This is a genomic window from Sessilibacter corallicola (assembly GCF_021290925.1).
GTDB classification, from domain to species: Bacteria; Pseudomonadota; Gammaproteobacteria; order Pseudomonadales; family Cellvibrionaceae; genus Sessilibacter; species Sessilibacter corallicola.
The window spans coordinates 128216-151858 of record NZ_JAJSLX010000003.1 but is presented as its reverse complement, the minus strand read 5'-3'; the positions used below and the strand labels follow the sequence as shown (position 1 = coordinate 151858).

The following is a 23643-nucleotide window of genomic DNA, read 5'->3' as shown; positions in this document are numbered from 1 at the left end:
GCCGCACCCAACCCATAGTATGAAAATTTCTAGACTATCGGCGGTATTATCAACGGTAAAACCCGTTTAGACTTTTTAAGTTGGCCCTTTCAATAATAACCATTACAGCGCCGATGAAAATTAAAGCTCAGTCTCTGCTCTTTATTAGCATCTCGTTTTTACCGATTATTTTATTGGCATATCTGTCTTATCAAAAAACCCTTAGCGATAAACAATTGATAGCTGAGCAAGAAGCTCAACTTAAACAATTATCGTTAGGTAAAGTACTCAACCAACTCAATTCAGACGTTGATACATTCATTAAAAATAAGTTTAATCAAATACAGCAACTGACCAACACGGATTATCCAGCAGAAAGGTTTAGGCAAGAAGTGTTAAGCTCAGACGTTGAATTCATTTTGTATTATCAGGATCAACAACGGGTTTACCCTCCCCCAGAATCTAAGCATCAGTTACTCGATGAAAGAGACGTTATTTATCGGTTTGAACCCGTTGTATCGGAGTTTATTGCTCACTCTGATCAAAACTCGTCCAATCGCAACCTGTGGTACTGGCTAAACCGAACAAATTCGAAGTCATTAACGTATTGTGAAACCATAAAAACGAACAACACTCTGTGCGTTTTGGTGAGCTTATCTGATATAGAACGTTACGTTAACTTAACGATAAATCGCTATTTAACGGACTATTCTTCCGAGCATTCTCTTAATTATTCTCCCGATCTCTCACTTTCACACGATACTCTAGGAATCATCAATCAAAGCGATAAGCCTGTTTGGGGAAGCGTAAATATTACCAACAATCAGCTTTTACAACAGAAAGCCCAAGATTACCCATTGAAAGGTTGGCAGCTGTTTGCTGATCCACTCTCTCCCCCATCAACTCACACGACTGGCAACTGGACACCTATTTGGACACCCATCAGCCACACCCTACTTTCGGTACTGCCATTAATGATAGGTTGGGCAGTGTTGGTGGCTCTGTATTACCGTTTTCAATCCAATCGTGAACTCATGATGCAAGAAAAAATCGACTTGGTGGCCACCTTGTCTCATGAATTGAAAACGCCTGTGGCCAATATCAAGCTGTATTTGGATTTATTACAGCACAAAAAAAATAATCTGAATGAATCGCAGCAAACGCATTTTTACCAAGTAATTGATTCCGAGCTGGAGCGATTCGATCGCTTGATTTCTAACGCTTTAGCCTATAATCAAAGCGATTCAACCAGCCAATTTTCAATAAAAAACCCAACCAACCCAGACCAATTAATTCGCCAGCTGATTGCCAGTTTTTCTTTAAAAGCCTCTGAAAACCATTGCTCCATTAATGAGCAATTATCGATTAACCAGCAGATTCGAACAAACTCTTCCAGTTTGTCTTTAATTATTTCTAACCTTATTGATAACGCACTCAAATACGCGCCCGGCAGTAAGATTGAAGTATCCAGCAAAATTTTGGACCAAAATTATTACGAGCTGCGGGTTAAAGATAACGGCAAAGGTTTTGGCGGTAATCCTATGTCGTTATTACACGCACAATTAAAACCTTCCACTAACGGATTTGGCATTGGCTTGCCTGCGGTAAACCGAATTGCTCAATTAAACCAGGGGCATGTTTCGATTCGAAACCCGATTACCGGCGGCGCTGAAATTATTGTGGTACTGAGCTATGAATAATTCATTTTCTATTTTATTGGTTGAAGACGACTTACACCTTCGCAATGGCCTACAAGCCTTACTGGCGTTTGAAGGTTTTAATTGCACCAGCGTTGACAGTGGCGAAGATGCATTAAAGCTATTTGAAATAGACGAATTTTCACTGTGTATTTTGGACGTTTCCCTACCCGGTATTGACGGTTTTGAAACCTGCCGAAACATTCGCCAGCGGGATACCGTAGTGCCCATTATTTTTCTGACGGCGAGAACGTCTGAACTGGATTGCTTAACCGGGTTTAATCACGGCGCCGATCACTACATCACCAAGCCGTTTCGATCGGCGGAATTAATTGCGCGTATAAACGCGATTCTTGCAAGAACCTACGGTCTGAAAACACCAATAGACAAACAAGAAACTGTGGGCTGCACAGCATCCTGCATTGACGACCATTTTTCCCTTCGAGACATTCGAGTTAATCCGCATTTATTAACGGCTGAGCGAGGACAGGACGTTATCTCATTAACCAAACGCGAGTTAAAACTTCTGCAACTGTTACACACGAAAAAGAATCAGGCAGTTTCTAGAGATCAATTGATGGACCACTGCTGGGGGCGTAAATATTTGCCCGAAAGCCGCGCGCTCGATCAGTTTGTATCGGCGTTGCGCAAAAAGATTGAACGCAACCAAGCCCGCCCCGAAATCATTAAAACCGTGCACGCTGTTGGTTATTGTTACCAAGAGGAAGACATTCTTACATAACTCTTACACGCTTCTTACAGCTCAGTTTTCAATTCTGACAACTGCGCCGCTAAGCTGTGCGATAGTTTCCTGACCAAATCGAATAACAACAATAACTTCGTGACTGACTCAGGAGATTCCCATGACCCAGCACATCAATGATTTAAACATCCCCGGCTTCGATGACAGCAACATCACCTGGTTTCCGTTTGGTGAATTCGAACACTTTGTATTTACGTTGCTTGATATCGACGAAGAAAACAATATCGCCGATTTTTTGGTGAAATTTGAACCCAACGAGAAAATTTTTCTGCACAAACACATGTGCAAAACGCAAACATTGGTGGTCAGTGGCGAGCATATACTCTACGAACCCAATGGCGCAGTAAAGTCGGTTAGACCTGTTGGACAGTACACCTCTTCTCCTATCGATAATACCTGCCATAGAGAAGGCGGCGGTTCTGAGGGTGCTATTGTGCTCTACAGCGTTAGGCCAACCAACAATCAAGTATTTGAGATCTATTACGACGAACAAAGCAAAATTGCCGAATTAACCATGGATGATCTCAGAGACATTCAACGGCAATTAGCGTCTGTTTAAGGTAATTTACCCTAGCTTTATTAGTTGGGTCTGCACAACGACTCGATCGAATGTATCGAGTCAGTTGCTAGCATCTATTTTTGTAACGCACTTTCTTTTAAAAGACGCTGGTAAAGCGCATCCTTCAAAAACACCCCTTTCAAAACACCCCCAACACCAAGACATCACCGTCGCCAAAAATAAAGTATTTATAAGTTTTGATTATTTTCTTCACCAAATATGCAGTGTATTTGGCACAGAAACTCTGTGTATTTTTTCAGCAAAAAATCGTGTAATAGTTGGTAGAAAAAACAGGGTGGTATTTTCCTTTTAAAAACAATCAGATACAGTAAGAGTGTTCCCCGCATACGCGGGGCTAAACCGTTCTCGCCATACGGTGACCGATATGCAGCCAAGTGTTCCCCGCATACGCGGGGCTAAACCGAGTCTGTTTTTGATATTGAGCAAATGAATGAGGTGTTCCCCGCATACGCGGGGCTAAACCGTTCCAAACCCACCAAATAATATCCAGCCTTGCCTGACAAATCTGTCAGAGCGATGAATATTATTCACTCTGCACTTTATTGGTTAATAAATTAATTAACGCCAAGTGCTGAATAATCTATGAGTCAACAATGTCAGGATTCGTGTGTCGGACACATCATGTCTTGCACGCTTGTATCCAGTTTAGAAAGCTTTACAGGTAACGAGATGGTGGGCATTGCCGCTCGTATGAACGAGGAAATTCAAAAGGCGCAAAAACGCGCCGAAGAAGTCATTAAGGATTTCAAAAACAAATTGGCCTCGGGTGAAACCACACGAGAAGAACTTGCCAATAGCGAAGCCCAATCCGACATTCCAACTGATCCCGCTCACAAACAAGCAGCATTGGATCAATCAGTCATATGCAGTGTAGCTTGTTGCTGCAATCAATACCCCAGCCAAGGATCAGCGGATCAAAACCTTTACCAAGCCTGTGTTCATGGCGTTTATGCGACAGCGGATGCATCGATGAATTATAAAAGCCGGTATAAGTCTGAGTTATCTTTTGATATGGGGATGGAAACTGATGGTATTCCGAGACCGTTCATGCACCGTGATCCTAACAATCCAGGCTGCACGGAGCCGTCTCATAATTGGATGGCTCGCATAAAAGAGGTAGAAGGTTACCAGCCAGGCGCAGGTTACATTCGAAGACCGGATTTAACCATCGTGAAGAATCCAGCCAAGCCGCCTACGGTTGGTAATATAGGAAAGGTGGTAGAGTATAAATTTAGAGGTGATCGCCGGGACAAGAAGCAAGATAAAGCTTATGAAGGAATTGCCGGAGGACCAGAGAATTACGCCATCTATCGCATTGGAGGACAACCTCAAGATAGAGAGACAGCCTGTAATTGTAAGAATCCCGGTCAAATTATTTAAGGAAACTCAGAATGACAACGTTTGATTACAGTACTATCACACAAGAGCCTGTCGTCTATTACCCAAGAAGTGGCAATCCATCGGCCGTTTTAGGCTTAGCAATGGAATTTTATATTGGCGGCCCCGGTCAACCCGGTCGTGTTCGAGCAATGGCAGATTGCGTACAAACCTATTTAACACACGCTCAAGGGCAATTTCGCAGCTATGCCGTTGCCAATGATCGCGTCATGCGTCGTTTAAAGCCCGGAGAAAATATTGATCCCGCTTTGGTCGAAGCAATGGTAGACCCTGACGCAGACTATGAAATTGAGGCGGGTGGCGAAGAAGACAAAGCACAATTTTGGTCGTTGAGCAGCGATTGTATTAAAGCTAAGCGACAAAATTATTTAGGTGATTTACTGATTACCTACCCATTTTCTTTTCTTGATCAAATCGGTCTTGATGGTTTTATTCAGCAATTTGTCTCTATGTGCAATGCCATGGAGGTCGAGCATGCCTACGCTGGCCCGAGTTTTATTGAGCCTTTTAATGTGGGCGGAATGAGAGCATCACATACAGTGATAGGCGCGCAGCTCTTTAATTACCCTTGTTTTAACGCCTATAACTTAACAACGACGTGCATAAATTTTGGTAATGGCACCAAATCCATAGGCTTTTTAACGGCAGTTTCTAACCGTATCTTAGAAAAAGCTGGCGGTGCTCAAGCCGTGTTATCGAATGCAGGCCAATCGACCTTATCGTGTCCATACAGTAACGGTGTTATTTTCCAAGCGGGTAATATTCCTCAAATTGGTTCCCCTGATTTTATTCCGCAGGAATACATTAGTTTAGGTCGAGCTTTAAAACCGACACGTGCTGAGTTTGATAAAACTCTGTTTTATGATCCAAACGGAAAAGACAATAAAGCATTTACCCAGCGCTGGCTGTCTCGTTTTGATGGATAGACGCAGCATGGATAACGCTATTCAACAACTCAATTACGCTTTTGAAGTGCGATAAGCCGAGACCGCTGGGAAGATTCCCATCAAAATCGTAGAAACAACTACCGCTCCCAAGGCCAACATCAGGTCGGTCGTGAAAATTTGGGAGGAAATAAACAGCCCAAATCTCGACGAGAGCATTCCTTGGGTAAACTCAATGCCCAATAGAAGCACCAAAATTGCCACGGCGATGCTCATCAACGTGGTTAATATCGCTTCGAGCTGAATCAAAACAACAATAAACAGCGGACTGGCGCCAATGGCTCGCAATACCGAAAATTCTTGTTTTCGCTCTCGCATGGTCGCGAGCATCATCGTACTCATACCAACCAATGCCGCAATCAAGACCAATATGGAAATGGCCAACAACACATTTTCCATAATCGACATCATCCGCCAAAGCTCCGCTAAGGTCACACCCGGCAAAATCGCCATCATGGCTTCGCTCGAATACTGATTGACCTGGCGCTGGAACGAAAAAGTCGCAATCTTAGAATTCAAACCCACCATAAATGCAGTGATGGTTTTCGGTGTTAGATCTTTCGCTTGTTGAGCCAAAGCGTTGTTGGCACCAAAACCCGACAGATTTACCCCGCTTTGCCAGCCCACGTGAATGGCTTCGATTCCCGCCAGTGGCACGTGAACTGTTTGATCAACTGGCGTTCCAGTTGGATTGATAATGCCAACCACCGTAAACGGATTATTGCTGTGCTCACTGAAACTGGTACTGCCTAAACCGTGGGATAACGTAATTATATCGCCAATTTTATAGCCCAACGTTTTCGCAACCTCAGCACCCAGCACAGCATCGAAAGTATCTTCAAACGGTTTTCCCGCCTGAAACCCCAGCGGTTGTTTGTTGCTGTAGCTGAAATGTTCGAAGTAATTACCGTCGGTTCCCATAACGCGATAACCGCGATGAGAATCACCTAAAGAAATTGGAATCGTCCAGGCTACGCTTCGGTTGTTGGCTAATTCTTGGTAGGTATCCCAACTGATATTGTTGGTGGCATTGCCAATTCTAAAGACCGAATACAGCAGTAGATTCAACTGACCGGTTCTGGCGCCAACAATCAGATCAACCCCAGAAACGGTATTGGTAAAGCTGGATTTGGTTTCGTTCTTAATATGACCTATGGCGAGTAGAACAAATACGCTGATGCAGATCGAAAAAACCGTTAAACCAACGCTGACTTTTCGAGCTATTAAACTTTTAAATGCAAACCTAAGCAGCATTGTTGGCCTCCGCCGTCTCTAAATTCTTGGCCAATTTGGCTGCTTTGTTAATCGATGTCAGATCAACCGTTTTGTTAAAAAAGCTTGATAAGCCTTTGTCATGGCTCACAAAAATCAATGTTGAACCAATACTTTCGGTAACGTTAAACAGAAGACTCATAAAGTTATCGCGGGCGTCAGTATCCAACGACGAGGTAGGCTCATCGGCAATGATAATTTCTGGCTGATTGATTAAAGCACGAGCAATAGCCACCCGTTGTTGCTGACCAATACTGAGCTCTTCTGTCTTCTTGTCGATGAGGGTTTGGCTCAGATTTAGCGCTTCAAGTAATTTATAGATAGTTTTAGTAATATTTTGATTATTATGACTTTTTCCAGAAAAATACTGTGCCGCGAGGATATTTTCTTTAACGCTCAACCAAGGAATTAGGTTGAACTGCTGAAAAATCATTCCAATGTGTTGCGCTCGAAATTTATCCCGTTTGGAACCACGCATTTTATTGATACAGGTATCTAAAATCGTGACTTCCCCCTTTTGCGGCACCAGCAATCCTCCTAAAATATTTAAGAGTGTTGATTTACCCGATCCCGAAGGACCGTATAAGAAAACCGTGGAATTTTTCTCCACTGACCAACTCGGTATATCCAATGTTGGCGCATCGGCTTTTTTGTAGGTAAAGGTAAGGTCAGAGAGCTGAATGATTTTTTTTGGTTCGGGAACTGAGGAATTTTGCGAATAGTCTGTCATAAGAAAGCGGAAGGATTGGTTGTTTGCAACTGAACAGAATTAGGAACGTATACTCTAATTTAGACTTGGGCTAACATACCACAGTTAAATGTCGATATAACATATCAAAACTTTACTCGAAGGAGTTTACGGTGAATCCATTCCACCCAACGATCAGACGTGCATTGGGCGCCCTGGTTACACTAGTTGTATTAACTTCTACCACACAGGTTTTGGCCGCAGAAAATACGCCCATTCAAGCAGAGTACCCTCTTATTGAATGGACCGATTTAATGCCTGCTGACGACCTTGAAGCCCTATTGAATCCGCCGGATTATCTAAACGACATTGTCGACGGCTCGGCCGAAGATAAAATTGGCGCGGCAGTTGAACAAGCCATCACCTCAGCCAGCGATGCTCGTTATCAACAAGCCTTGAGTTCTACTCGAATCCGTCCAGAATTTAATCAGAAGAAGGTTAAAATTCCGGGCTTTATTGTTCCTTTAGAATTCGATGAGCAATTGGTGGTTACCGAATTTTTCTTGGTACCGTTTTTCGGCGCATGCTTACACGTGCCGCCACCGCCACCGAATCAAATGATTCACGTTAAATATTCAGAAGGTTTAGCACTTGCTAATTTGTACGACCCGTTTTTCTTAGAAGGTACTGTAGAAACGAAAACGTTCGCGACCAACGAAATGGGTACATCTGCTTACAGCATGCAAGTAACCAATATTTACCCTTACACGGAGTAATCCATGTCTGTGAAAAAACGCCTGATACCGTTTATTGCTTTGCCACTACTGACTGCGTCATTAACCGCCGGAGCCTGTGAATTTCACGGCGCCGGTTTTGGCGGCGGACTCTGGGGTGGTGCCGGCAATAATTTCTCCCGAGCACCCAGCTTTGGCGCATCGCCTGCGGCAAGTTCCAGAACGCCACTGCTGCTGAACGCCCCGGCTTTAATCACCGCCACCGCTGGTGAAGAAGTTGAGCTTAAAATTTCCTACGAGTTACCACAGCCCAAAGACAATCAATTTGTGCAATTGGCGCTGGAAGAAAACTCGGCAATTTCCGCAGCAGACACGAAAGAAGTGAAATTTTCCGAGTCCAACGGTCAACACACGTTTGCGTTTGTTCCAAATTCCGCTGGAACCTACCGTTTGAACGTCGTCGGTACAGTGAGCGACTTGAACAATTCCACGGTTTATAAAGAGCACATTTATCTGCGTGTAGTCGAAGCAGCAGCTAATTAAGCTAGGGGTTTAAACCAGAGGCTTTAGCTCCAACTCCTAACTCCAGCTCCAGTGGATTGAAATCTTCTACGGAACTGCCTTTTCGGTAGAGAATTTCTATTTTGCTTTCTGCGCACTCGTCTAATGACACCTCTGAAAGAGCGTCTGAAGTTAAGTTGTATCCAAACACCCCATTGTTGGTGATAAATACAGCCTTCAAACGCTCTGCATCAACACCGCTCAACCAATCGTACAACGCGTTGTGATCGAATACTTTTTCCGGCGAGAAGCGCCAGCCCACACTTTCAAAACCTTCGCCAGAATTTCTGACTTTTAAATAGCCACACTCTGGAATTTCCAGGTCATTAACTCCTACAGAATCACTGTCGTGACTGTGCTTGTGTCCGTGCTGTTCTATTTCAACAACCACTCGGCATGGGCCGCTTAACAAGTCAGGATTAATTTTGCCTTGCTCAACAAACACTACCGGAATTGCGTCATTAATACGCTCAGCGACATAACGCTCTAACACGTTTTGTTCTTCATCGCCGTATAAATCGACTTTGTTTCCGATAACAACATCCGCAATTTCAATTTGCTGATTAAAAGTCGCGTGGTCAGTATAGCGATTGTCTTGCAGCTTTCTGGCATCGACGAGAGTGATTGTTTTTTGGATATCCAACACGCTTTTGTAATGCTCAGCACTCAACTCTTCAAGCACTTCAAACGGATGGCCAAGGCCGGTGGGTTCAATCAATAATCGATGCGGTTTAGCTCTGGCAAGCAGTTGATTCAAAGCAATGTGCATGGGCAAACCCGCAGAGCAACACATGCATCCGCCTGGAACTTCACGTATGAAAATTCCAGCTTCTTCGCCGTGATTGCCTTGCAGAAGACTGCCATCCACGCCGATTTCGCCAAATTCATTCACTAAAACGGCCCAGCGCTCGTCGGCGGGCTTATGCTTTAGTAATTGTGTAATCGCAGTGGTTTTACCAACACCCAAAAACCCTGTGATGATATTGACTGGAACGGCCTGAATTTTGGAGCTTTCTGAATTCATTAACGAGTCTTCGAACAACAAAAGTGGAATTGATTAATTTTTCAAAAAACCGCTGATTATTAAACCAGCGGTTTCAGTCAAATATTAAAACTGGAGATTAGAACTGCTTTTGGTAAGCACCTTCGCGCCTTGCTTACCACTAACAATCCACTGCGCGTCAATTTTTTCGATACCTGGGTAGACTCTGAACAAATTAACGCCAATTGCAGAGAGGTTTTTATCAGCGCAATCCCACTCGTAGCTTACGACAATATCTTTATGGTTCTCAGAACCGTGTTCGCCCTCATGCTCTTCTTCGTGCTCATGATGACCGTGCTCTTCTCTTTCTTCATGGTGTTCTTCGTGATGTTCGTGTTCATCGTGATGAGCGCCCTCTTCTTCGGGACGGTCACGACCGAAATCATCCGCACCAGTAAACGGTGAAGAAAAATCAATGGAATTTAACGCGCACGACGGAGGAACCACAAAATAGTTTTCAGGCGCTTGAATGGAGCGAATTAAATTTTCAACTTCCACTTGTTGATCGATATTTTGAGGCTCATGTTCAAAGCCAATCAAATTGGCCGCAGGCGAGCGAAGCTCGATAATTAATTGCTGTGCATCGTAGGCGACGTTAAGCTCGGCTAAACCGTGAGTATGAGCTTCGTGCTGAGTGGCAGCGTAACTCCCGGCACAAAAAGTCAAAAATGCGGTAGCAAAAAATCGTTTCATTGATCAAATACCTAACAGTTTCAGATTAAAGAAGAAGCTCATAATAAATGGCCTCTAGGTCGAACGATATACCTAATTTCTCAGTATTTAACATTAAAACCGGTTGATACCGGTTTGATCAATTCGGTGGATAAATACCGTACTAAGCGAAATCCAATGTTAAGACTAAACGCGCGGAATCGGCATCGGCACTTGGAGATCGATGGACAATACCTCTGCCTTCATTGCCATCCCAGGCCTCACCTTTGAGCAAAGTGACTTCACCAAAATACGTCTCTTGAATGGTCGAGCCCGGTATTTGAGCGATGCCTTTTTCGGCACTTCTGCTGACATCAGCATTGGTTAACCATTCGGTGCCCGCGCCCGTATAAGTTGTTACCAATCGGCACGGCACACGATCAACATGAAACTTCGGACACATGGCTTTGGTCAGTACAGACATTCGAAGCCCAACTCGATCCAATTCGAACAGCTCGGAAAACATGTCCACCAAAACCACTGTATCTGCGATTAGATCTTCGCGATCGTCGACATCAGGTAGATTCTCAAACAGAGATTGCGACACCCCTTTAACCGAACCAATAATCCGAGTTTGAAAGTTAGGCTCTTCGCGAACAATGGCCTTTGCGACTTCGTGAATCGTGTTATCGAGCGCTCGCTTCCAAGTCACGATATTGGTATTGGGATCGTAAATTTCGGTAAGAACGGCCGGATTAGTGGCATCGTATTGCTCTAACGCGGCTGAATGTTGATCACTCATAATGTTTAAGCCGCGCTCAGTAACAGTTTACGATTGGCTAAATGCGCAGAGATAAGCGCCGCACCCGCAACCGCGGCCAAATAGGCTTCAAACGCCTCTACCGCAACCAATGATGACAGCAACAAACTCGCACCAATAACCGCTAACACACCCGGAAATAGTCGGCGGTGGGTTTTCCAACCAATAGGAAACGCCCAAAGCGCCACAATCAAAATAATCACACTCAAGATAACGTGCGTGTTTTCACTTTCTAGTAACGACAACCCTGCAATTGGAAGTCCCACAGTGATCAGTAACGGTAGCGCTAAACAATGGATAATACAGAGCAAGGAGCACGCGGCCCCAAATAAATCTTTCATTAAATTCTCGCAATAGTATGAATCGGTCGATACGGGCTATTGGCTACTGAACCAGCCTATAATGTTATAATATAACATTATTGATAATTGAGACTTTCCCTGTCAACCACCCAATATTTAGGGTTTCCTTAAACTGAAGGCTCTTGTAGGTACTGAGGTAAACACCGAGGCAAGTACCGAGAAAAATTCAAGATCTGCGAGAAGCTGTGGGAGAAGCGATCAATTCTTACTGGAAGACAAACATTGATCACACACGCATTGCAGCTCTAGCTGAGAGTTAGTGAGGTTATAACCCGCTTCGTTCACTTGGGTTTGAAGATCGCTAATGATGGCTTTTGGAATGGCGATTTCTTTAACCTGTTGGCAGTCACTGCATATTAAAAATTGCGGCACTTCATGATTGTGATCACAGGCAATATGAGAACACGCGACGTATTTATTGGTGGATTGTAATTTGTGAGCCAACTGCTCGGATTCCAAAAATTCGAGCATTCGGTAGACAGACATTGCCGTTATCGACGAATTGGTCGTCTTATTATAGTTATCAGCAATTTCGTAAGCTGATAGAGGAATGTTAGAAACCAACAGCAACTCCAGAATTTGTTGACGCTTTTCTGTCAATCTAGCTCCAGAATTTGCGCACATGTCCTTCGCTTTGGATACGATTTGTTCTAATTGTTGCTGCTGCATTAATAACACCCAAGTTCTGAAAGTGTGAATTCAGTTAAACCTACGATAATTCTCTCAAATTAAAGACAGACAATAAACTAGCTTTCTCAATATGAGTGATTTATGCGATTTCATCCCACGCAGGAAATGGATCAGGAAGGCTGGTCCAGAATTCCTTTCCTTTAAGTAGTTCATCGTCGGTCAAAAGGCATTCTCGCAATGCGCGTCTTACTTCGTGCTCATCCAATCCCTGACCAATAAACACCAATTCCTGTCGCATATCACCAAAAGGCTCTTCCCAAACCTCATAGATTGAATCTAAATATTCTTGATCTTCCGGCCAGCGATTTTTCGGAACCGCCTTCCAAAAGAGTCCGGCAAATCCGTATCTGGCAATACCGCCGGCCTGATTCCATTGACCAGCAAATTCTGGGCGTGTCGCCAACCAAAAGAAGCCTTTTGAGCGAATTAATTTTCCGGTGAGGTCTTTACTGTGCAAAAAGTTATGGAATTTTTGCGGATGAAAAGGTCGCCTTGCACGGAAAACAAAACTGCCGATACCGTATTCTTCGGTTTCAGGTACGTGTTCGCCACGCATTTCTTTTAGCCATCCGGGAGCACGTTGCGCTTTTTCAAAACTGAATTTTTCCGTGAGTAGGATTTTATCCAGTGGTACCTGCCCTTTTTCAATGGCGATAACTTCTGCATCAGGATTAAGCGATTGAATTACCGCTTTCGTGCGCTCTAAACGCTCTTTTTCGACCAAATCAGTTTTGGAGATCAGAATCACATCGGAAAATTCCACTTGATCTACCAGAAGATCGGCAACCGTGCGCTCATCTTCTTCGCCCAAGCTTTCGCCTTTTTCTTGCAGATATTGGGCTTCATCGTAATCCGTGAGAAAGTTGGCCGCATCGACAACCGTAACCATTGTGTCTAAATGAGCAACATCGGATAAGCTCACCCCGGTTTCGTCTTCAAAGGTAAAGGTTTCAGCAACCGGCAGCGGTTCGGAAATACCAGTGGATTCAATAACCAGATAATCAAATTTACCGTCTTTTGCGAGATTACTGACTTCAATCAGCAGATCTTCACGCAACGTGCAGCAAATACAACCGTTACTCATTTCAACCAGTTTTTCGTCTGCTCGATTGAGCGTAACTTCACGCTGTACTGTATTCGCATCGATATTGATTTCACTCATATCGTTAACAATCACCGCAACCTTTCGATCTTCGCGATTATTTAAGATATGATTCAATACAGTCGTTTTCCCAGCGCCGAGAAAACCGGATAAAACAGTTACAGGAAGTCTCTCAAAAGACATACACGGGCCTCACAGAATCACAGTAATGGGTTAGAATAATGACTAACTGATGTATTTATTTTTGATATGTTATATCATAGCATTATGTATTCCCAAGGGAGCAGCGTCAACAAAGTTTTTCGTTTATCACAATCGCTTTTAGGTCCAAACCGGTCTAACTCCTTAATAACATCATTTCTCATTCACTCTCTTCAATCGCTTTTACCTTCGCAGTCAAATACTCGCCTCAGTATTTAAATTTGAAATACCGCTATAAATATAATTGTATTTTCAGTCAGTTATTTAAACGCATACTATTGGAAACCTATAAGCAAACAACGTTTCTAAAAAAGAGAAACCAACAATAACAACGAGATTCTCTAGCTATGCCAATTAGCACCTTTGATTTATTCAAAATTGGAATTGGTCCATCCAGCTCTCACACCGTTGGCCCTATGCGCGCCGCTTACAGCTTTGCTCAAGCACTGATTGCTAAAAATTTAATAAATCATGTTGAAAGAATTCAGGTTGAACTGTTCGGCTCGTTAGGTGCAACCGGTAGAGGTCACGGTTCGCCCAAAGCGGTTATATTAGGTTTAATGGGCTTTGAACCAGAGACGGTAAATATCGAATTAATACCGCAATGCATCGAACATTCTCGTCAACAAAAACAATTATTAATTGCCAACGTAAAACAGATTAGCTTTGATGAAAAAAACGATTTAATTCTGCATAAAAATGCCACCTTGCCCGAACATACCAACGGCATGCGATTTCAAGCTTGGGGGAGGCAGTCAGAAGTTGTGCTTGAAAAAGTGTATTATTCCGTGGGCGGCGGTTTTATTTTAGATGACAGCGCCACAGACAAAAATATTATTGTCGAAGATAAAACACGCCTACCCTTCCCTTTTACAACGTGTGCCGAACTGCTCGCCATTTGCAAAGAACACTGTTTGTCATTCAGCGATGTCATGCTAAAAAACGAATTAACTTGGCACAGCGAGCAAGAGATCTCAGACAGGCTATTGCAGCTGTGGAGTGTAATGCAGGAATGCGTCAGCAATGGCATTGAACACGAAGGTGAATTACCTGGCGGATTAAAAGTTAAACGCCGCGCCCATAAATTACACCAAAAACTGACATTAAATCCCGAAGCATCGTTAACCGATCCGCTAATTATTACCGATTGGGTAACGTTGTACGCCCTGGCAGTAAACGAAGAAAATGCCGCAGGCGGTCGAGTAGTCACCGCCCCCACCAACGGTGCCGCCGGAATTATTCCCGCCGTGCTGCACTATTTTCATCGGTTTTGTCCGCAAGCGAATAACGAATCCATTCAACGTTTTCTTTTAACCGCAGCGGCTATTGGAATTTTGTACAAAGAAAACGCCTCAATCAGCGGCGCGGAAGTTGGCTGCCAAGGTGAAGTTGGCTCGGCCTGCTCAATGGCTGCCGGTGCATTAACAGAAGTACTCGGCGGCAATATTCATCAAGTCGAAAATGCCGCCGAAATAGCGATGGAGCACAACCTTGGTTTAACCTGTGATCCCATCGGCGGGCTGGTTCAAATTCCCTGCATTGAAAGAAATGCAATGGCAGCCATTAAAGCCATCAGTGCTTCTAGAATGGCATTAAGAGGCGACGGTTCGCACTTTGTATCGCTCGATAAAGTCATAAAAACCATGCGCGAAACCGGTCGCGACATGCACTTAAAATACAAAGAAACCGCGCGCGGCGGCTTGGCCATGAATGTGATTGAAGTACCAGTCAATATTGTGGACTGTTAAACTGTACAAATTAACGTGATTAGCCAATATACGCTGAAAACTGCGTATTCACGCGCTCAACGTATTGTTCAAAATCTTCCAAACTGATCGGACGGCTGTAATAAAAACCCTGGGCAACATTGCAGCCTGCGTTTTGAACAAAGTACAAATCTTTTTGATCCTCAATGCCCTCGGCAATCACCCCCACCGATAAATTTCTGGCAATATCAATAATACTTTTTACGATGGCGGCAGACTTTTCGTTATTGCGTGCGTAAGAGACAAACGTTTTATCAATTTTAAGATAATCCACGTCTAAATCTAACAACACACTCATGGAAGAGAATCCAGTGCCAAAATCGTCAATAGAAATCAAAACACCCAGCGCTCTTAATTGCCTAACAATTTTTCGACTGTGATCAGTGTCTTTCATAAACACGTTTTCGGTGATTTCGAACTCTAATTGACCGTGAGGAATGTTGTATTTGTGAACGATACCTGCCACTAATTCAACGAATTGATCATTAGTGAAGTCTTTTGGCGAGATATTAATCGCGATCGGAAACTGATGAGACGATTCATTGTTCCAAGCCACAATTTGGCGACAAACGCGATCAACCACCCATTCGGTCACCAAATGAATTAATCCGGTAGATTCGGCAAACTCAATAAATTCGTTAGGAGTAGCAATACTGCCATCACTTTGGCGCCAGCGGATTAATGCCTCTGCGCCTACCACTTGGCCCGTAGATACATCAACCTTGGGTTGATACATCAAGAAAAATTCATTATTTTTAATGCCATTGCGCAAGCGTGATTCTAAATCAATGCGATCAAGAGCAACCTTCTCTAACTGCGGCACAAAATAATAAAACGTTTTCTTACCCGCCTGCTTGGCCTCGTACATAGCAATATCGGCTTTGCGTATCAGGTCATGGGCGTTATCCCCGTGGTCAGGGAAAAGACTCAAACCAATCGAGCACGATAAATCGTATTCGCGATTTTTAATAACGATGGTTTTTCCCAAAACCGACATCAAACGCTGCTTAAATTTCTCAATTTGAGATTTATCGCTGATACCATCAAAAATAACCAGAAACTCATCGCCGCCTAAACGACCAATGATGTCGTCGCAGCGAATATTTTCTTTGAACGATTGTGCGGCTCGAATAATAAATTCATCGCCCACGCCATGACCGGCAGTATCGTTGATGAATTTAAAATTATCCAAATCGATAAAAACCACGGCGACGCAGGTTTTATTTTCTTCGGCGTTGAGAATCGCTCGGTCAAGGGTATTAAGTAAATGCGCCCGGTTGGGCAAACCGGTAAGCTCATCGTGAAAGGCTTTAAACTTTAACTCTTTTTGCTTTTCTTTTAATTTACTGACATCACGTAAATAATAAACCCGCCCCAAGTATTTTTCACCCAAATACTCAGGCACTGTAAAGTACTCAAAAAAGCGGCCATCTCGAAATTCCAGTTGGCCACTTAAACAGATTTCTTTCGTAGTTTCTGTTTGATACATAATATCTTCAAATTCGTCTGTGTTAGAGACTAAATCTGAAAATATCGCCAAGTTCTGTTTGGCATCGTTTTGATAAACCTGCTCTCGGCTCAAGCCTATTAACTCTAACCCAGCCCTATTCACCAACGATACCGTGCCGTTTGCCTCAAAACTGAATACTGCTTCTGGAGTAGCATCCAATTGCGCTTGACGCTTGGCTAATTCTTCTTGTGCTTTGTCAGTGGCACTTTGATACGCAACCAATTTACTTTTAAGCTGATCATTAATTTCCATCAGCTCGTTTGAGGTTACCGTTAATGATTGTTCGAGAATGTAACGGTCATCGTCGTATTCATCAAACACGTCCGACAACGCATCAAAAAAAGCCGTATTTTCTAATAGGCCTTTTTCATCGGGAAAATGCTTTTTTATCAGCCTTAACAACAGATCATTCATAACGACTCATAAAATGTGGTAATCGTCATGGTTTGGTTGTGCAGATGGCAAGGCTCTCCTTTGGCTTTTGGCGAAAGCTCACCGTAAGAGTAAAACCCTGCCATTTTCCAGCGATCGCTTAAAATGTCGCGAACAATACTGAGTTCCTCTTCGGTACGGGTCTTCATTGCTAAACGTCTGCCAACACAGCTGATTAAAAGCGCAATGCCATTTTCGCTGTTACCTAGATTGACATCGTCGGAGTTTGCATCAGTGGCGGCTTTTTTAGCACCATCGACTAAATTAGCAGAATTGGCGCGCATAAGCTGCACTTGCTGACCTTCGGGTAAATCACCGGCAAAGGTCATCGATCGATCATCTTCGCCGATATTTAAAATGGTTCTGGTGAGTTCTTCATCGATAATCTGTAAGGGAAATAATAACGCCGAACTGGGTAATTCTTCGGCGTATTTACCGAGATAGGTTTTATAGATGTCTAAAGCCGGTTTATCATCGAGCGTATAGAGCAAATTACCATCCGATTTGGTAATTAACCGTTTCGGACCGAACGGTAACCAACCACCATGACAACCGTGATTAATTTGAATGGCATCGCCATAAAAACCACACAGCACCACTTGCTTATCCGAGACACTCGCATTGCAACGGGTATAGGTTTCGGTGAAATTAGTGCCGTCGCCTGCCAGACCACCGGTAATAATAACGTCGTTGGGCAACAACTCAGTTAATGCTTCTGCCAATTTAGAACCGTTGACGACTTGGCCATCAGACAGCACCAGTAAATATTTAAGATCTGTGAGAGGAAGCTTTTCAATCAGCGATTGCGCAAGTTCATACACGTCGTCGCTTTCTATTGTCTTTGCAACCACAGCGGTGTTTGTATTTTTAAATTCAATAGCGGTAACACTTAATGAATCATCATAAATCTGATCGTCGAAAATCTCGCCCGCGGTGGAGCAGCCAATAATATCCGCATTGGGGTATGCATTGTTTAAATCTTGGGTAATTGAGCTATTGGCAAGCACCTCTTTATTACCAAACGCCAAAACAATTTGTGCATTTTCTAGAGATTCAAGCGGAGCATTCCATTCATTATTGCAATACAGGTGTTGAGCAGCTCTCATTATGTATCCGTAATATTCATGTTGACGCATTCAAACGAGCACGCCCTATCAATCAGTCTGATAACAAGCAACCTTATTATCCGTTTGGCTATTAATAGCAACAAAAGTATAGACTACTTCTTTTTATCAAATATTAGACAAAGGCAAAAGCCGAAGAGATTGCTAGGTTGCATTAGCCACACACAATAATTTTGTACACCAAAGCCAATAAATTAAAAATAAACCAGCCTTTACAGACAAAAAACTGATGTTTTTAATTTTATTAGCACTAAATATTCTATAAAACTGGAACCACTCGGTATTAAAAAATACATTTTACAATCGAGCTTTAGACACACAACAAAGCAAGATATAAGGGGTGAGATTTTCATGCTACTTCTGTATTAGATTTTGACGTAAGAATCATTAAAAATGACACTTAACTCAACAAAACAGACTACCGCCAACTTTGCCACAATGGTAGAAAAGCGCTTCTTTAAAACCGAAAATTCATCACCCCCTTATAAATATTAGCCCCATCAAATCTTAAAAAATGAAGAAGTAACTTTTCACGCGAGAAACCAAACCCTTTTATAACGGTATTTTTTAGAAAAAATATTCCACAAAAAAATTAAAAAATATTTTTCAAAAATAAATTTACTCCTAATAATTTAGCGCCTACTCCGTTAAATTTAACACTCAAAAAATTATTTTGATATGTTATAAAGTATCATTTTTAAAGGGTTAACCCGGGCAAAAATAATTATTTAATTGCCATTAAATTAAAAAAATTTTGCGCGTTTTACCTTTTACATTCCAAGAAACATTTACGCAAAAATTCGTATATGATTCTTCCCCGAAATGATCATTCAGGACATTAATCGTTGCGCAGTCGATTAATACAAGGACGTTTTCTACACCCAATAATTTTTTTACGAAAACCAATCAAGTTGTATTTTGATGGTACCAACCTGCCAGCTAACTACACATAAAACCAGATGGAAAGGAAATCTTATGTTTAAACATAAAAAAAGAATATTGGCTGCGGCCGTCGTCAGTAGCGCCGCTCTTTTTATTACTGCCTGTTCAAACAACACTCAAACATTACCTGCTGCCACTAGCAGTTATGATTTCAATAATTCACCGAAAGACGCATCTGCAACTACCATTGAAAAAAACCAAGGCGAGTTTGAAAAATTACAAAACCTTATTGTTAGCCAAACTGACTACAAAGACCCAGCCATAAAATCAGCTGGCAGCTTACTGTGTGAATACCCTTACAATATTCCAACTACTCAAGCGCCAGATAGAAATGACTGTACATTCACTCCGGCAGACTCAGTAGATCCTGATGAGATTTATTGGCCAAGAGAAGACTACGATTTTCTGAACGAACATCATCACCCTTTCAGAAGTACTGACAGTAAATACTCAGAGTACCGAATCAACCCTTCACTATTAAGAATGGCAAAACTTAATAATAAAGCCGGTATTGATGACATCAGCAAAAATGCGATCGAAGCAGGAGTTTATCAAGCCGGTGATATTGAAGGGAAAATCTACCAAGTTCGCGGTCTTGATTTAGCGGTTATGTCATTTATTTGGTCTCCCGGTGATGTTAAGGAAGGTACCCCAGAAGGTTGGATTGTGGTTGACCCACTAACCTCGGGAGAAACCGCTCGTCAAGGTTACCAATTGTTTTTAGGTGCTGCGGAAATACCAAACAGGGACGCCCCTATTCGCGGAATTATTTTTACCCATTCACACATCGACCACTTTGGTGGTGTTGCCGGTCTTGCGCCAGAAAATTGTGAAGATTTAACGGGTTATTTCGCGGGTAAATCTGAGTGCGATGGGCACAAGTTAAGTCACGCAGTTGAAATTATTGCACCTGAAGAGTTTTTCGAGCATTCAGTTTCAGAAAACGTAATGGCCGGTAATATTATGTCTCGTCGCGCTGGTTACATGTACGGCAATATTGCAGGCGCAGGTGTGACTGGTTCAGTTGATGGCGGCCTGGGTAAAATTACCTCAGCAGGGTCTCCGGCATTAATTCCAGCAACAGAAATTGGCCGTGATATTAAGCATAAAATCAACGGACTAACCATTGATATCACCATGGCTAACGGTTCTGAGGCACCATCAGAATTTATGTTTTATGTTGAGAAATACGACATGCTGATGGCAGCAGAAGTGGTAACCAACACCATTCATAATATCTCGTCCATGCGCGGCGCAAGAACTCGTGATGCCAACGCTTGGGTTAAATACGTTGATAAGGTGCTTGGTGAACACGGCGATAATTCTAAATTAATGATTGCCTCTCACCACTGGCCAACCTACGGTAAAGACAACATCGTTGAGCAGCTCGAAAAAACTCGAGACATGTATAAGTACGTTCACGACCAAGCGTTGCGTTTAGCCAACAAAGGATATACACCAAACGAAATTTCCAACACAGTTGAACTACCACCTTCGCTGAACGAAGAATGGTACAACCACGGTTATTACGGCACGGTTTCTCACAATGCACGCGCAACCTACGATTTTTATTTGGGCGCTTGGTGGGATGGCAACCCTGCAAACCTAAACCCATTATCTCCAGCGGATGAAGGCGTGCGTTTTATTGCCGCAATGGGTGGAATTGATAATGTCATTAATACCGGCATTGCCGCAGTTACCAGTGGCGAATACCGTTGGGCAGTTCGCTTACTTAGCCATGCAGTATTTGGTTACAACGCCGCAAGCATCGAAGACTATAACAGTAGTACCGAACTGACTGATCTCAGTGCGTTCGACGAAAGTAAACTCACAAAAGTTCGTTACTTAGCCGCAGACGCTATGGAGCAAATGGGTTATCAAGCAGAATCTGGCCCTTGGAGAAATTATTACCTAGGCGCAGCAGTTGAACTTCGTCAAACAGACGGTGGCTTTCCAACTCTAGTAGCCGTTGATACCACGGGAATTTCTGGCAATATGCCAATTAGCATGGGGTTAGAATCTCTAGCATTATTGGTTAATCCAGACGAATTCGTTCAAAATTACGTCGTAACTTTTACGGTAAATAATGATATCGATGGTGATTGGTTTGGAACATATTATTTAAACCTTTCTAATAGCACGCTTAAATCTTACCAAAACCCCTACAACGATGAATTACATCCTAGAGACCTAAATTCTCACGACGAACCGAAGCCAGGCTATAATATTCCAGGTGACACCGATGAATATAAGCACATAAACATTACTGCAACTCAATCAGAAATGAAACAATGGATTGGTGAGATGTTCGTCAATGGGGATTGCTCAGCAAGCACATTGTGTTCGGATTCCGGACTGGATACTTTTAGTGAAATTTTTGAGAAATATCCAGGCGAATTCGGCATTGCCACACCATAATCTTTATTAAATACAGAAACAAAAAACGGCCTTTTTTAAGGCCGTTTTTCTATAAATATTGTTTTAAAATATTCGCAGCTACTTTTGCTTAACGGTATATTTTAAAATTTCTACCACCTGCTCTGGCGTTGTTGCCCAAGCCATGGCCGATGCATCCACTTCTTTTAATGGATGAATAATATCTTCGTTGTGCAAGGTAATATAGGGTGTACCCAAAGCTGCGCAATAACCAGCGTCAAAAGCGGCGTTCCACTGCTTATATTTTTCGCCAAAACGAATCACGGCTACATCGCAGGTTTCAAGCAGCGTTTTAATACGAATAGCATTCACTTTCGCCGATTTGTGATCGCGCCAAAACTGCTTATCTTCTGCGCCCAATAAATCACCAGCCGCATCACTGGCATCGTGATCTGTCACTGCCGAGGTGAATTCAATATCAAGGCCGTGTTCTTTACAGCCATTAATGATTTGTTCGCGCCAATCCGTATGGATTTCGCCGGATAAATAAACACTCAATTGCATGCTCTAACACCTTATCAAATTGTAATTTTTAGATAATCGCTGATACTAAAATTGTACACTTTTTCTATTTCGATGCAGTTGCAAAATAACGTTTTGCTGCTTGATTGACCTTTCCTGCTAACAAAATCGTGGAAACCATCGTCGGAATTGCCATTAACGCGTACATTGCGTCGATTAAATTAACAACGGTAGTCAACGATACCGTTGCTCCCAAAATCACCAAGCCGGTATACATCCAAATATAGTAGTGCTGTCTGTTAGCCCCAATTAAGAAGCCCAAACATTTACTGCCGTAGTAACCAAAGGTAAATACGGTACTCAAGCTTAAAAATAACACCATGACGGTTAATAGATAAGCACCAAAACCCGGTAATACACTTTCAAACGCCTGCGCGGTTAAAGTAACGCCACTGCTGCCTTCGATTTGCCAAGCGCCAGTCACTAAAACCACCAAGGCCGTGCAAGTACACACCAATAAGGTATCAACCACTGGACCAACCATGGCAACCACACCTTCACGAACGGGTTCGTTGGTTTTTGCCGCGCCGTGAGCCATAGCTTCGGTGCCAATACCCGCTTCATTGGAAAATGCTCCGCGACGAACACCGGTAAGAATAATGGTTAACAAGGTTCCGCTGGCAGCAGATTCGGGCGTGAACGCGTGATGAAAAATCAAATAGAAGGCATTGGGAATTTGATCAGCTTTAACGGCCAAAACCACAATTGTCATGATCATATAAAGAACCACCATGACAGGCACCAAAGCCGCTGTTACCTTTCCGATTCGCTGAATATTGCCGATTAAAACAATCCAAACGACGATACTTAACGCAATACCTAATGATAGATCAAACACTAAATGGTTTGATTCTGTCGTAATACCCGAAGGAATCGCGACGGCATCGCGAACAATTTGCACCAACTGATTAATTTGAAAAACCGGCAAGGCTCCGCACATACCGGCTAAGGCAAACAAAACCGCCAACGGCATCCAACGCTTGCCTAAACCTTCTCGGATTACGTACATGGGCCCACCCTGCAACTGACCATTACTGTCGTAACCGCGATACATTACGGCCAAGGTACAGGTATAAAATTTCGTCGCCACACCAACAACGGCTGTCACCCACATCCAAAAAATGGCCCCTGGCCCACCGATAGAAATCGCAATGGCAACGCCAGCGATGTTTCCCAAACCTAGGGTTCCAGAAAGCGCGGTTGTTAATGCTTGATAATGGGATATCTGGCCTTCTCCACCTTCTTTTGCGTATTTTCCACGCAAAACATTAATGGCATGAGGAAAATGACGGTAAGGCAAACCTTTTGAAAAGATAACAAAAAACAGTCCGCCGCCAACTAACAAAACAATTAAAGGCGTGCCCCACATAAATGCAGCAAAATCTGCAAAAAACTGCTCCATACTCTTTCAACCTAACTAGATGTGT

The 23643-nt window shown here is 43.0% G+C and carries 21 protein-coding genes; 9 read left to right on the top strand and 12 right to left on the bottom strand.

Going from position 1 to position 23643, the window contains the following annotated elements; genetic code table 11:
- The first annotated feature begins 113 nt into the window (after positions 1 to 113).
- From LU361_RS14955 to LU361_RS14935, 5 genes are all read left to right on the top strand, one after another.
- Positions 114 to 1679, top strand: a complete 1566-nt coding sequence (locus LU361_RS14955; protein WP_233089689.1) for a sensor histidine kinase — start codon at positions 114 to 116, stop codon at positions 1677 to 1679.
- Complete coding sequence (locus tag LU361_RS14950; protein WP_233089688.1) at positions 1672 to 2418, top strand: response regulator transcription factor; 747 nt, start codon at positions 1672 to 1674, stop codon at positions 2416 to 2418. Before LU361_RS14955 ends, LU361_RS14950 begins: the two co-directional genes overlap by 8 nt.
- Positions 2419 to 2539: 121 nt before the next feature.
- Entirely contained in the window at positions 2540 to 2998 is a 459-nt protein-coding gene (locus tag LU361_RS14945; RefSeq protein WP_233089687.1) for a hypothetical protein, read from the top strand.
- A 642-nt stretch (positions 2999 to 3640) separates the two neighbouring features.
- A complete protein-coding gene (locus tag LU361_RS14940) occupies positions 3641 to 4399 on the top strand; it encodes a VRR-NUC domain-containing protein (protein WP_233089686.1) in 759 nt (252 codons plus the stop codon).
- 11 nt (positions 4400 to 4410) lie between these two features.
- Entirely contained in the window at positions 4411 to 5343 is a 933-nt protein-coding gene (locus tag LU361_RS14935) for a type VI immunity family protein (protein WP_233089685.1), read from the top strand.
- 33 nt (positions 5344 to 5376) lie between these two features.
- Here the strand turns inward: LU361_RS14935 and LU361_RS14930 are convergent, their stop codons facing one another.
- On the bottom strand, positions 5377 to 6615 hold the full coding sequence (locus LU361_RS14930) for an ABC transporter permease (RefSeq protein WP_233089684.1): 1239 nt from the start codon (positions 6613 to 6615) through the stop codon (positions 5377 to 5379).
- Positions 6605 to 7363: an ABC transporter ATP-binding protein gene (locus LU361_RS14925; protein WP_233089683.1), complete on the bottom strand. Its 759-nt coding sequence runs from the start codon at positions 7361 to 7363 to the stop codon at positions 6605 to 6607. Before LU361_RS14925 ends, LU361_RS14930 begins: the two co-directional genes overlap by 11 nt.
- Before the next feature lie 131 nt (positions 7364 to 7494).
- On the opposite strand from LU361_RS14925, the gene LU361_RS14920 reads away from it, so the two are divergent.
- Entirely contained in the window at positions 7495 to 8097 is a 603-nt protein-coding gene (locus LU361_RS14920) for a DUF3299 domain-containing protein (protein ID WP_233089682.1), read from the top strand.
- 3 nt (positions 8098 to 8100) lie between these two features.
- Positions 8101 to 8598, top strand: a complete 498-nt coding sequence (locus LU361_RS14915) for a hypothetical protein (RefSeq protein ID WP_233089681.1) — start codon at positions 8101 to 8103, stop codon at positions 8596 to 8598.
- Position 8599: 1 nt separating this feature from the next.
- Here the strand turns inward: LU361_RS14915 and LU361_RS14910 are convergent, their stop codons facing one another.
- From LU361_RS14910 to zigA, 6 genes are all read right to left on the bottom strand, one after another.
- Positions 8600 to 9640 carry a CobW family GTP-binding protein gene (locus tag LU361_RS14910; RefSeq protein ID WP_233089680.1) on the bottom strand — a complete coding sequence of 347 codons (1041 nt, stop codon included), beginning with the start codon at positions 9638 to 9640 and terminating at the stop codon, positions 8600 to 8602.
- Positions 9641 to 9724: 84 nt separating this feature from the next.
- Positions 9725 to 10351 carry a ZrgA family zinc uptake protein gene (locus LU361_RS14905; protein WP_233089679.1) on the bottom strand — a complete coding sequence of 209 codons (627 nt, stop codon included), beginning with the start codon at positions 10349 to 10351 and terminating at the stop codon, positions 9725 to 9727.
- A gap of 142 nt (positions 10352 to 10493) precedes the next feature.
- Positions 10494 to 11111, bottom strand: coding sequence for a DUF1826 domain-containing protein (locus LU361_RS14900; RefSeq protein ID WP_233089678.1), 618 nt, complete (start codon positions 11109 to 11111; stop codon positions 10494 to 10496).
- 5 nt (positions 11112 to 11116) lie between these two features.
- Positions 11117 to 11470 (bottom strand): MerC domain-containing protein, encoded by a 354-nt coding sequence (locus LU361_RS14895; RefSeq protein WP_233089677.1) that lies wholly within the window; start codon positions 11468 to 11470, stop codon positions 11117 to 11119.
- A 219-nt stretch (positions 11471 to 11689) separates the two neighbouring features.
- Positions 11690 to 12160 carry a Fur family transcriptional regulator gene (locus LU361_RS14890; protein WP_233089676.1) on the bottom strand — a complete coding sequence of 157 codons (471 nt, stop codon included), beginning with the start codon at positions 12158 to 12160 and terminating at the stop codon, positions 11690 to 11692.
- Between the two features lie 100 nt (positions 12161 to 12260).
- The gene (gene zigA, locus LU361_RS14885) at positions 12261 to 13466 is read right to left on the bottom strand and encodes a zinc metallochaperone GTPase ZigA (RefSeq protein ID WP_233089675.1); all 1206 of its coding nucleotides are present in this window, start codon (positions 13464 to 13466) and stop codon (positions 12261 to 12263) included.
- Positions 13467 to 13831: 365 nt separating this feature from the next.
- Between zigA and LU361_RS14880 the strand changes: the two genes are divergently transcribed.
- Positions 13832 to 15232, top strand: a complete 1401-nt coding sequence (locus LU361_RS14880) for an L-serine ammonia-lyase (RefSeq protein WP_233089674.1) — start codon at positions 13832 to 13834, stop codon at positions 15230 to 15232.
- A gap of 19 nt (positions 15233 to 15251) precedes the next feature.
- Here the strand turns inward: LU361_RS14880 and LU361_RS14875 are convergent, their stop codons facing one another.
- Both LU361_RS14875 and LU361_RS14870 read right to left on the bottom strand, forming a co-directional pair.
- Positions 15252 to 17174, bottom strand: coding sequence for a sensor domain-containing protein (locus LU361_RS14875; RefSeq protein ID WP_233089673.1), 1923 nt, complete (start codon positions 17172 to 17174; stop codon positions 15252 to 15254).
- Entirely contained in the window at positions 17171 to 18298 is a 1128-nt protein-coding gene (locus LU361_RS14870) for an FIST signal transduction protein (protein ID WP_233089672.1), read from the bottom strand. Before LU361_RS14870 ends, LU361_RS14875 begins: the two co-directional genes overlap by 4 nt.
- Positions 18299 to 19291: 993 nt before the next feature.
- Here LU361_RS14870 and LU361_RS14865 point away from each other — a divergent pair.
- The gene (locus LU361_RS14865; RefSeq protein ID WP_233089671.1) at positions 19292 to 21676 is read left to right on the top strand and encodes an alkyl/aryl-sulfatase; all 2385 of its coding nucleotides are present in this window, start codon (positions 19292 to 19294) and stop codon (positions 21674 to 21676) included.
- A gap of 78 nt (positions 21677 to 21754) precedes the next feature.
- On the opposite strand, the gene LU361_RS14860 is transcribed toward LU361_RS14865, so the two are convergent.
- Positions 21755 to 22198 carry a YtoQ family protein gene (locus LU361_RS14860; protein WP_233089670.1) on the bottom strand — a complete coding sequence of 148 codons (444 nt, stop codon included), beginning with the start codon at positions 22196 to 22198 and terminating at the stop codon, positions 21755 to 21757.
- Between the two features lie 64 nt (positions 22199 to 22262).
- Complete coding sequence (locus tag LU361_RS14855; protein WP_233089669.1) at positions 22263 to 23618, bottom strand: alanine/glycine:cation symporter family protein; 1356 nt, start codon at positions 23616 to 23618, stop codon at positions 22263 to 22265.
- Positions 23619 to 23643 lie beyond the last annotated feature (25 nt).

What these genes read in the sequence shown, in the direction of transcription:
- LU361_RS14925 (WP_233089683.1), bottom strand. Translation starts at nt 7,363, where the DNA reads ATGACAGACTATTCGCAAAATTCCTCAGTTCCCGAACCAAAAAAAATC.
- LU361_RS14905 (WP_233089679.1), bottom strand. Translation starts at nt 10,351, where the DNA reads ATGAAACGATTTTTTGCTACCGCATTTTTGACTTTTTGTGCCGGGAGT.
- LU361_RS14900 (WP_233089678.1), bottom strand. Translation starts at nt 11,111, where the DNA reads ATGAGTGATCAACATTCAGCCGCGTTAGAGCAATACGATGCCACTAAT.
- LU361_RS14935 (WP_233089685.1), top strand. Translation starts at nt 4,411, where the DNA reads ATGACAACGTTTGATTACAGTACTATCACACAAGAGCCTGTCGTCTAT.
- LU361_RS14950 (WP_233089688.1), top strand. Translation starts at nt 1,672, where the DNA reads ATGAATAATTCATTTTCTATTTTATTGGTTGAAGACGACTTACACCTT.
- LU361_RS14855 (WP_233089669.1), bottom strand. Translation starts at nt 23,618, where the DNA reads ATGGAGCAGTTTTTTGCAGATTTTGCTGCATTTATGTGGGGCACGCCT.
- LU361_RS14895 (WP_233089677.1), bottom strand. Translation starts at nt 11,470, where the DNA reads ATGAAAGATTTATTTGGGGCCGCGTGCTCCTTGCTCTGTATTATCCAT.
- LU361_RS14915 (WP_233089681.1), top strand. Translation starts at nt 8,101, where the DNA reads ATGTCTGTGAAAAAACGCCTGATACCGTTTATTGCTTTGCCACTACTG.
- LU361_RS14875 (WP_233089673.1), bottom strand. Translation starts at nt 17,174, where the DNA reads ATGAATGATCTGTTGTTAAGGCTGATAAAAAAGCATTTTCCCGATGAA.
- LU361_RS14955 (WP_233089689.1), top strand. Translation starts at nt 114, where the DNA reads ATGAAAATTAAAGCTCAGTCTCTGCTCTTTATTAGCATCTCGTTTTTA.
- LU361_RS14890 (WP_233089676.1), bottom strand. Translation starts at nt 12,160, where the DNA reads ATGCAGCAGCAACAATTAGAACAAATCGTATCCAAAGCGAAGGACATG.
- LU361_RS14870 (WP_233089672.1), bottom strand. Translation starts at nt 18,298, where the DNA reads ATGAGAGCTGCTCAACACCTGTATTGCAATAATGAATGGAATGCTCCG.
- LU361_RS14930 (WP_233089684.1), bottom strand. Translation starts at nt 6,615, where the DNA reads ATGCTGCTTAGGTTTGCATTTAAAAGTTTAATAGCTCGAAAAGTCAGC.
- LU361_RS14910 (WP_233089680.1), bottom strand. Translation starts at nt 9,640, where the DNA reads ATGAATTCAGAAAGCTCCAAAATTCAGGCCGTTCCAGTCAATATCATC.
- LU361_RS14945 (WP_233089687.1), top strand. Translation starts at nt 2,540, where the DNA reads ATGACCCAGCACATCAATGATTTAAACATCCCCGGCTTCGATGACAGC.
- LU361_RS14940 (WP_233089686.1), top strand. Translation starts at nt 3,641, where the DNA reads ATGTCTTGCACGCTTGTATCCAGTTTAGAAAGCTTTACAGGTAACGAG.
- LU361_RS14865 (WP_233089671.1), top strand. Translation starts at nt 19,292, where the DNA reads ATGTTTAAACATAAAAAAAGAATATTGGCTGCGGCCGTCGTCAGTAGC.
- LU361_RS14860 (WP_233089670.1), bottom strand. Translation starts at nt 22,198, where the DNA reads ATGCAATTGAGTGTTTATTTATCCGGCGAAATCCATACGGATTGGCGC.
- LU361_RS14880 (WP_233089674.1), top strand. Translation starts at nt 13,832, where the DNA reads ATGCCAATTAGCACCTTTGATTTATTCAAAATTGGAATTGGTCCATCC.
- zigA (WP_233089675.1), bottom strand. Translation starts at nt 13,466, where the DNA reads ATGTCTTTTGAGAGACTTCCTGTAACTGTTTTATCCGGTTTTCTCGGC.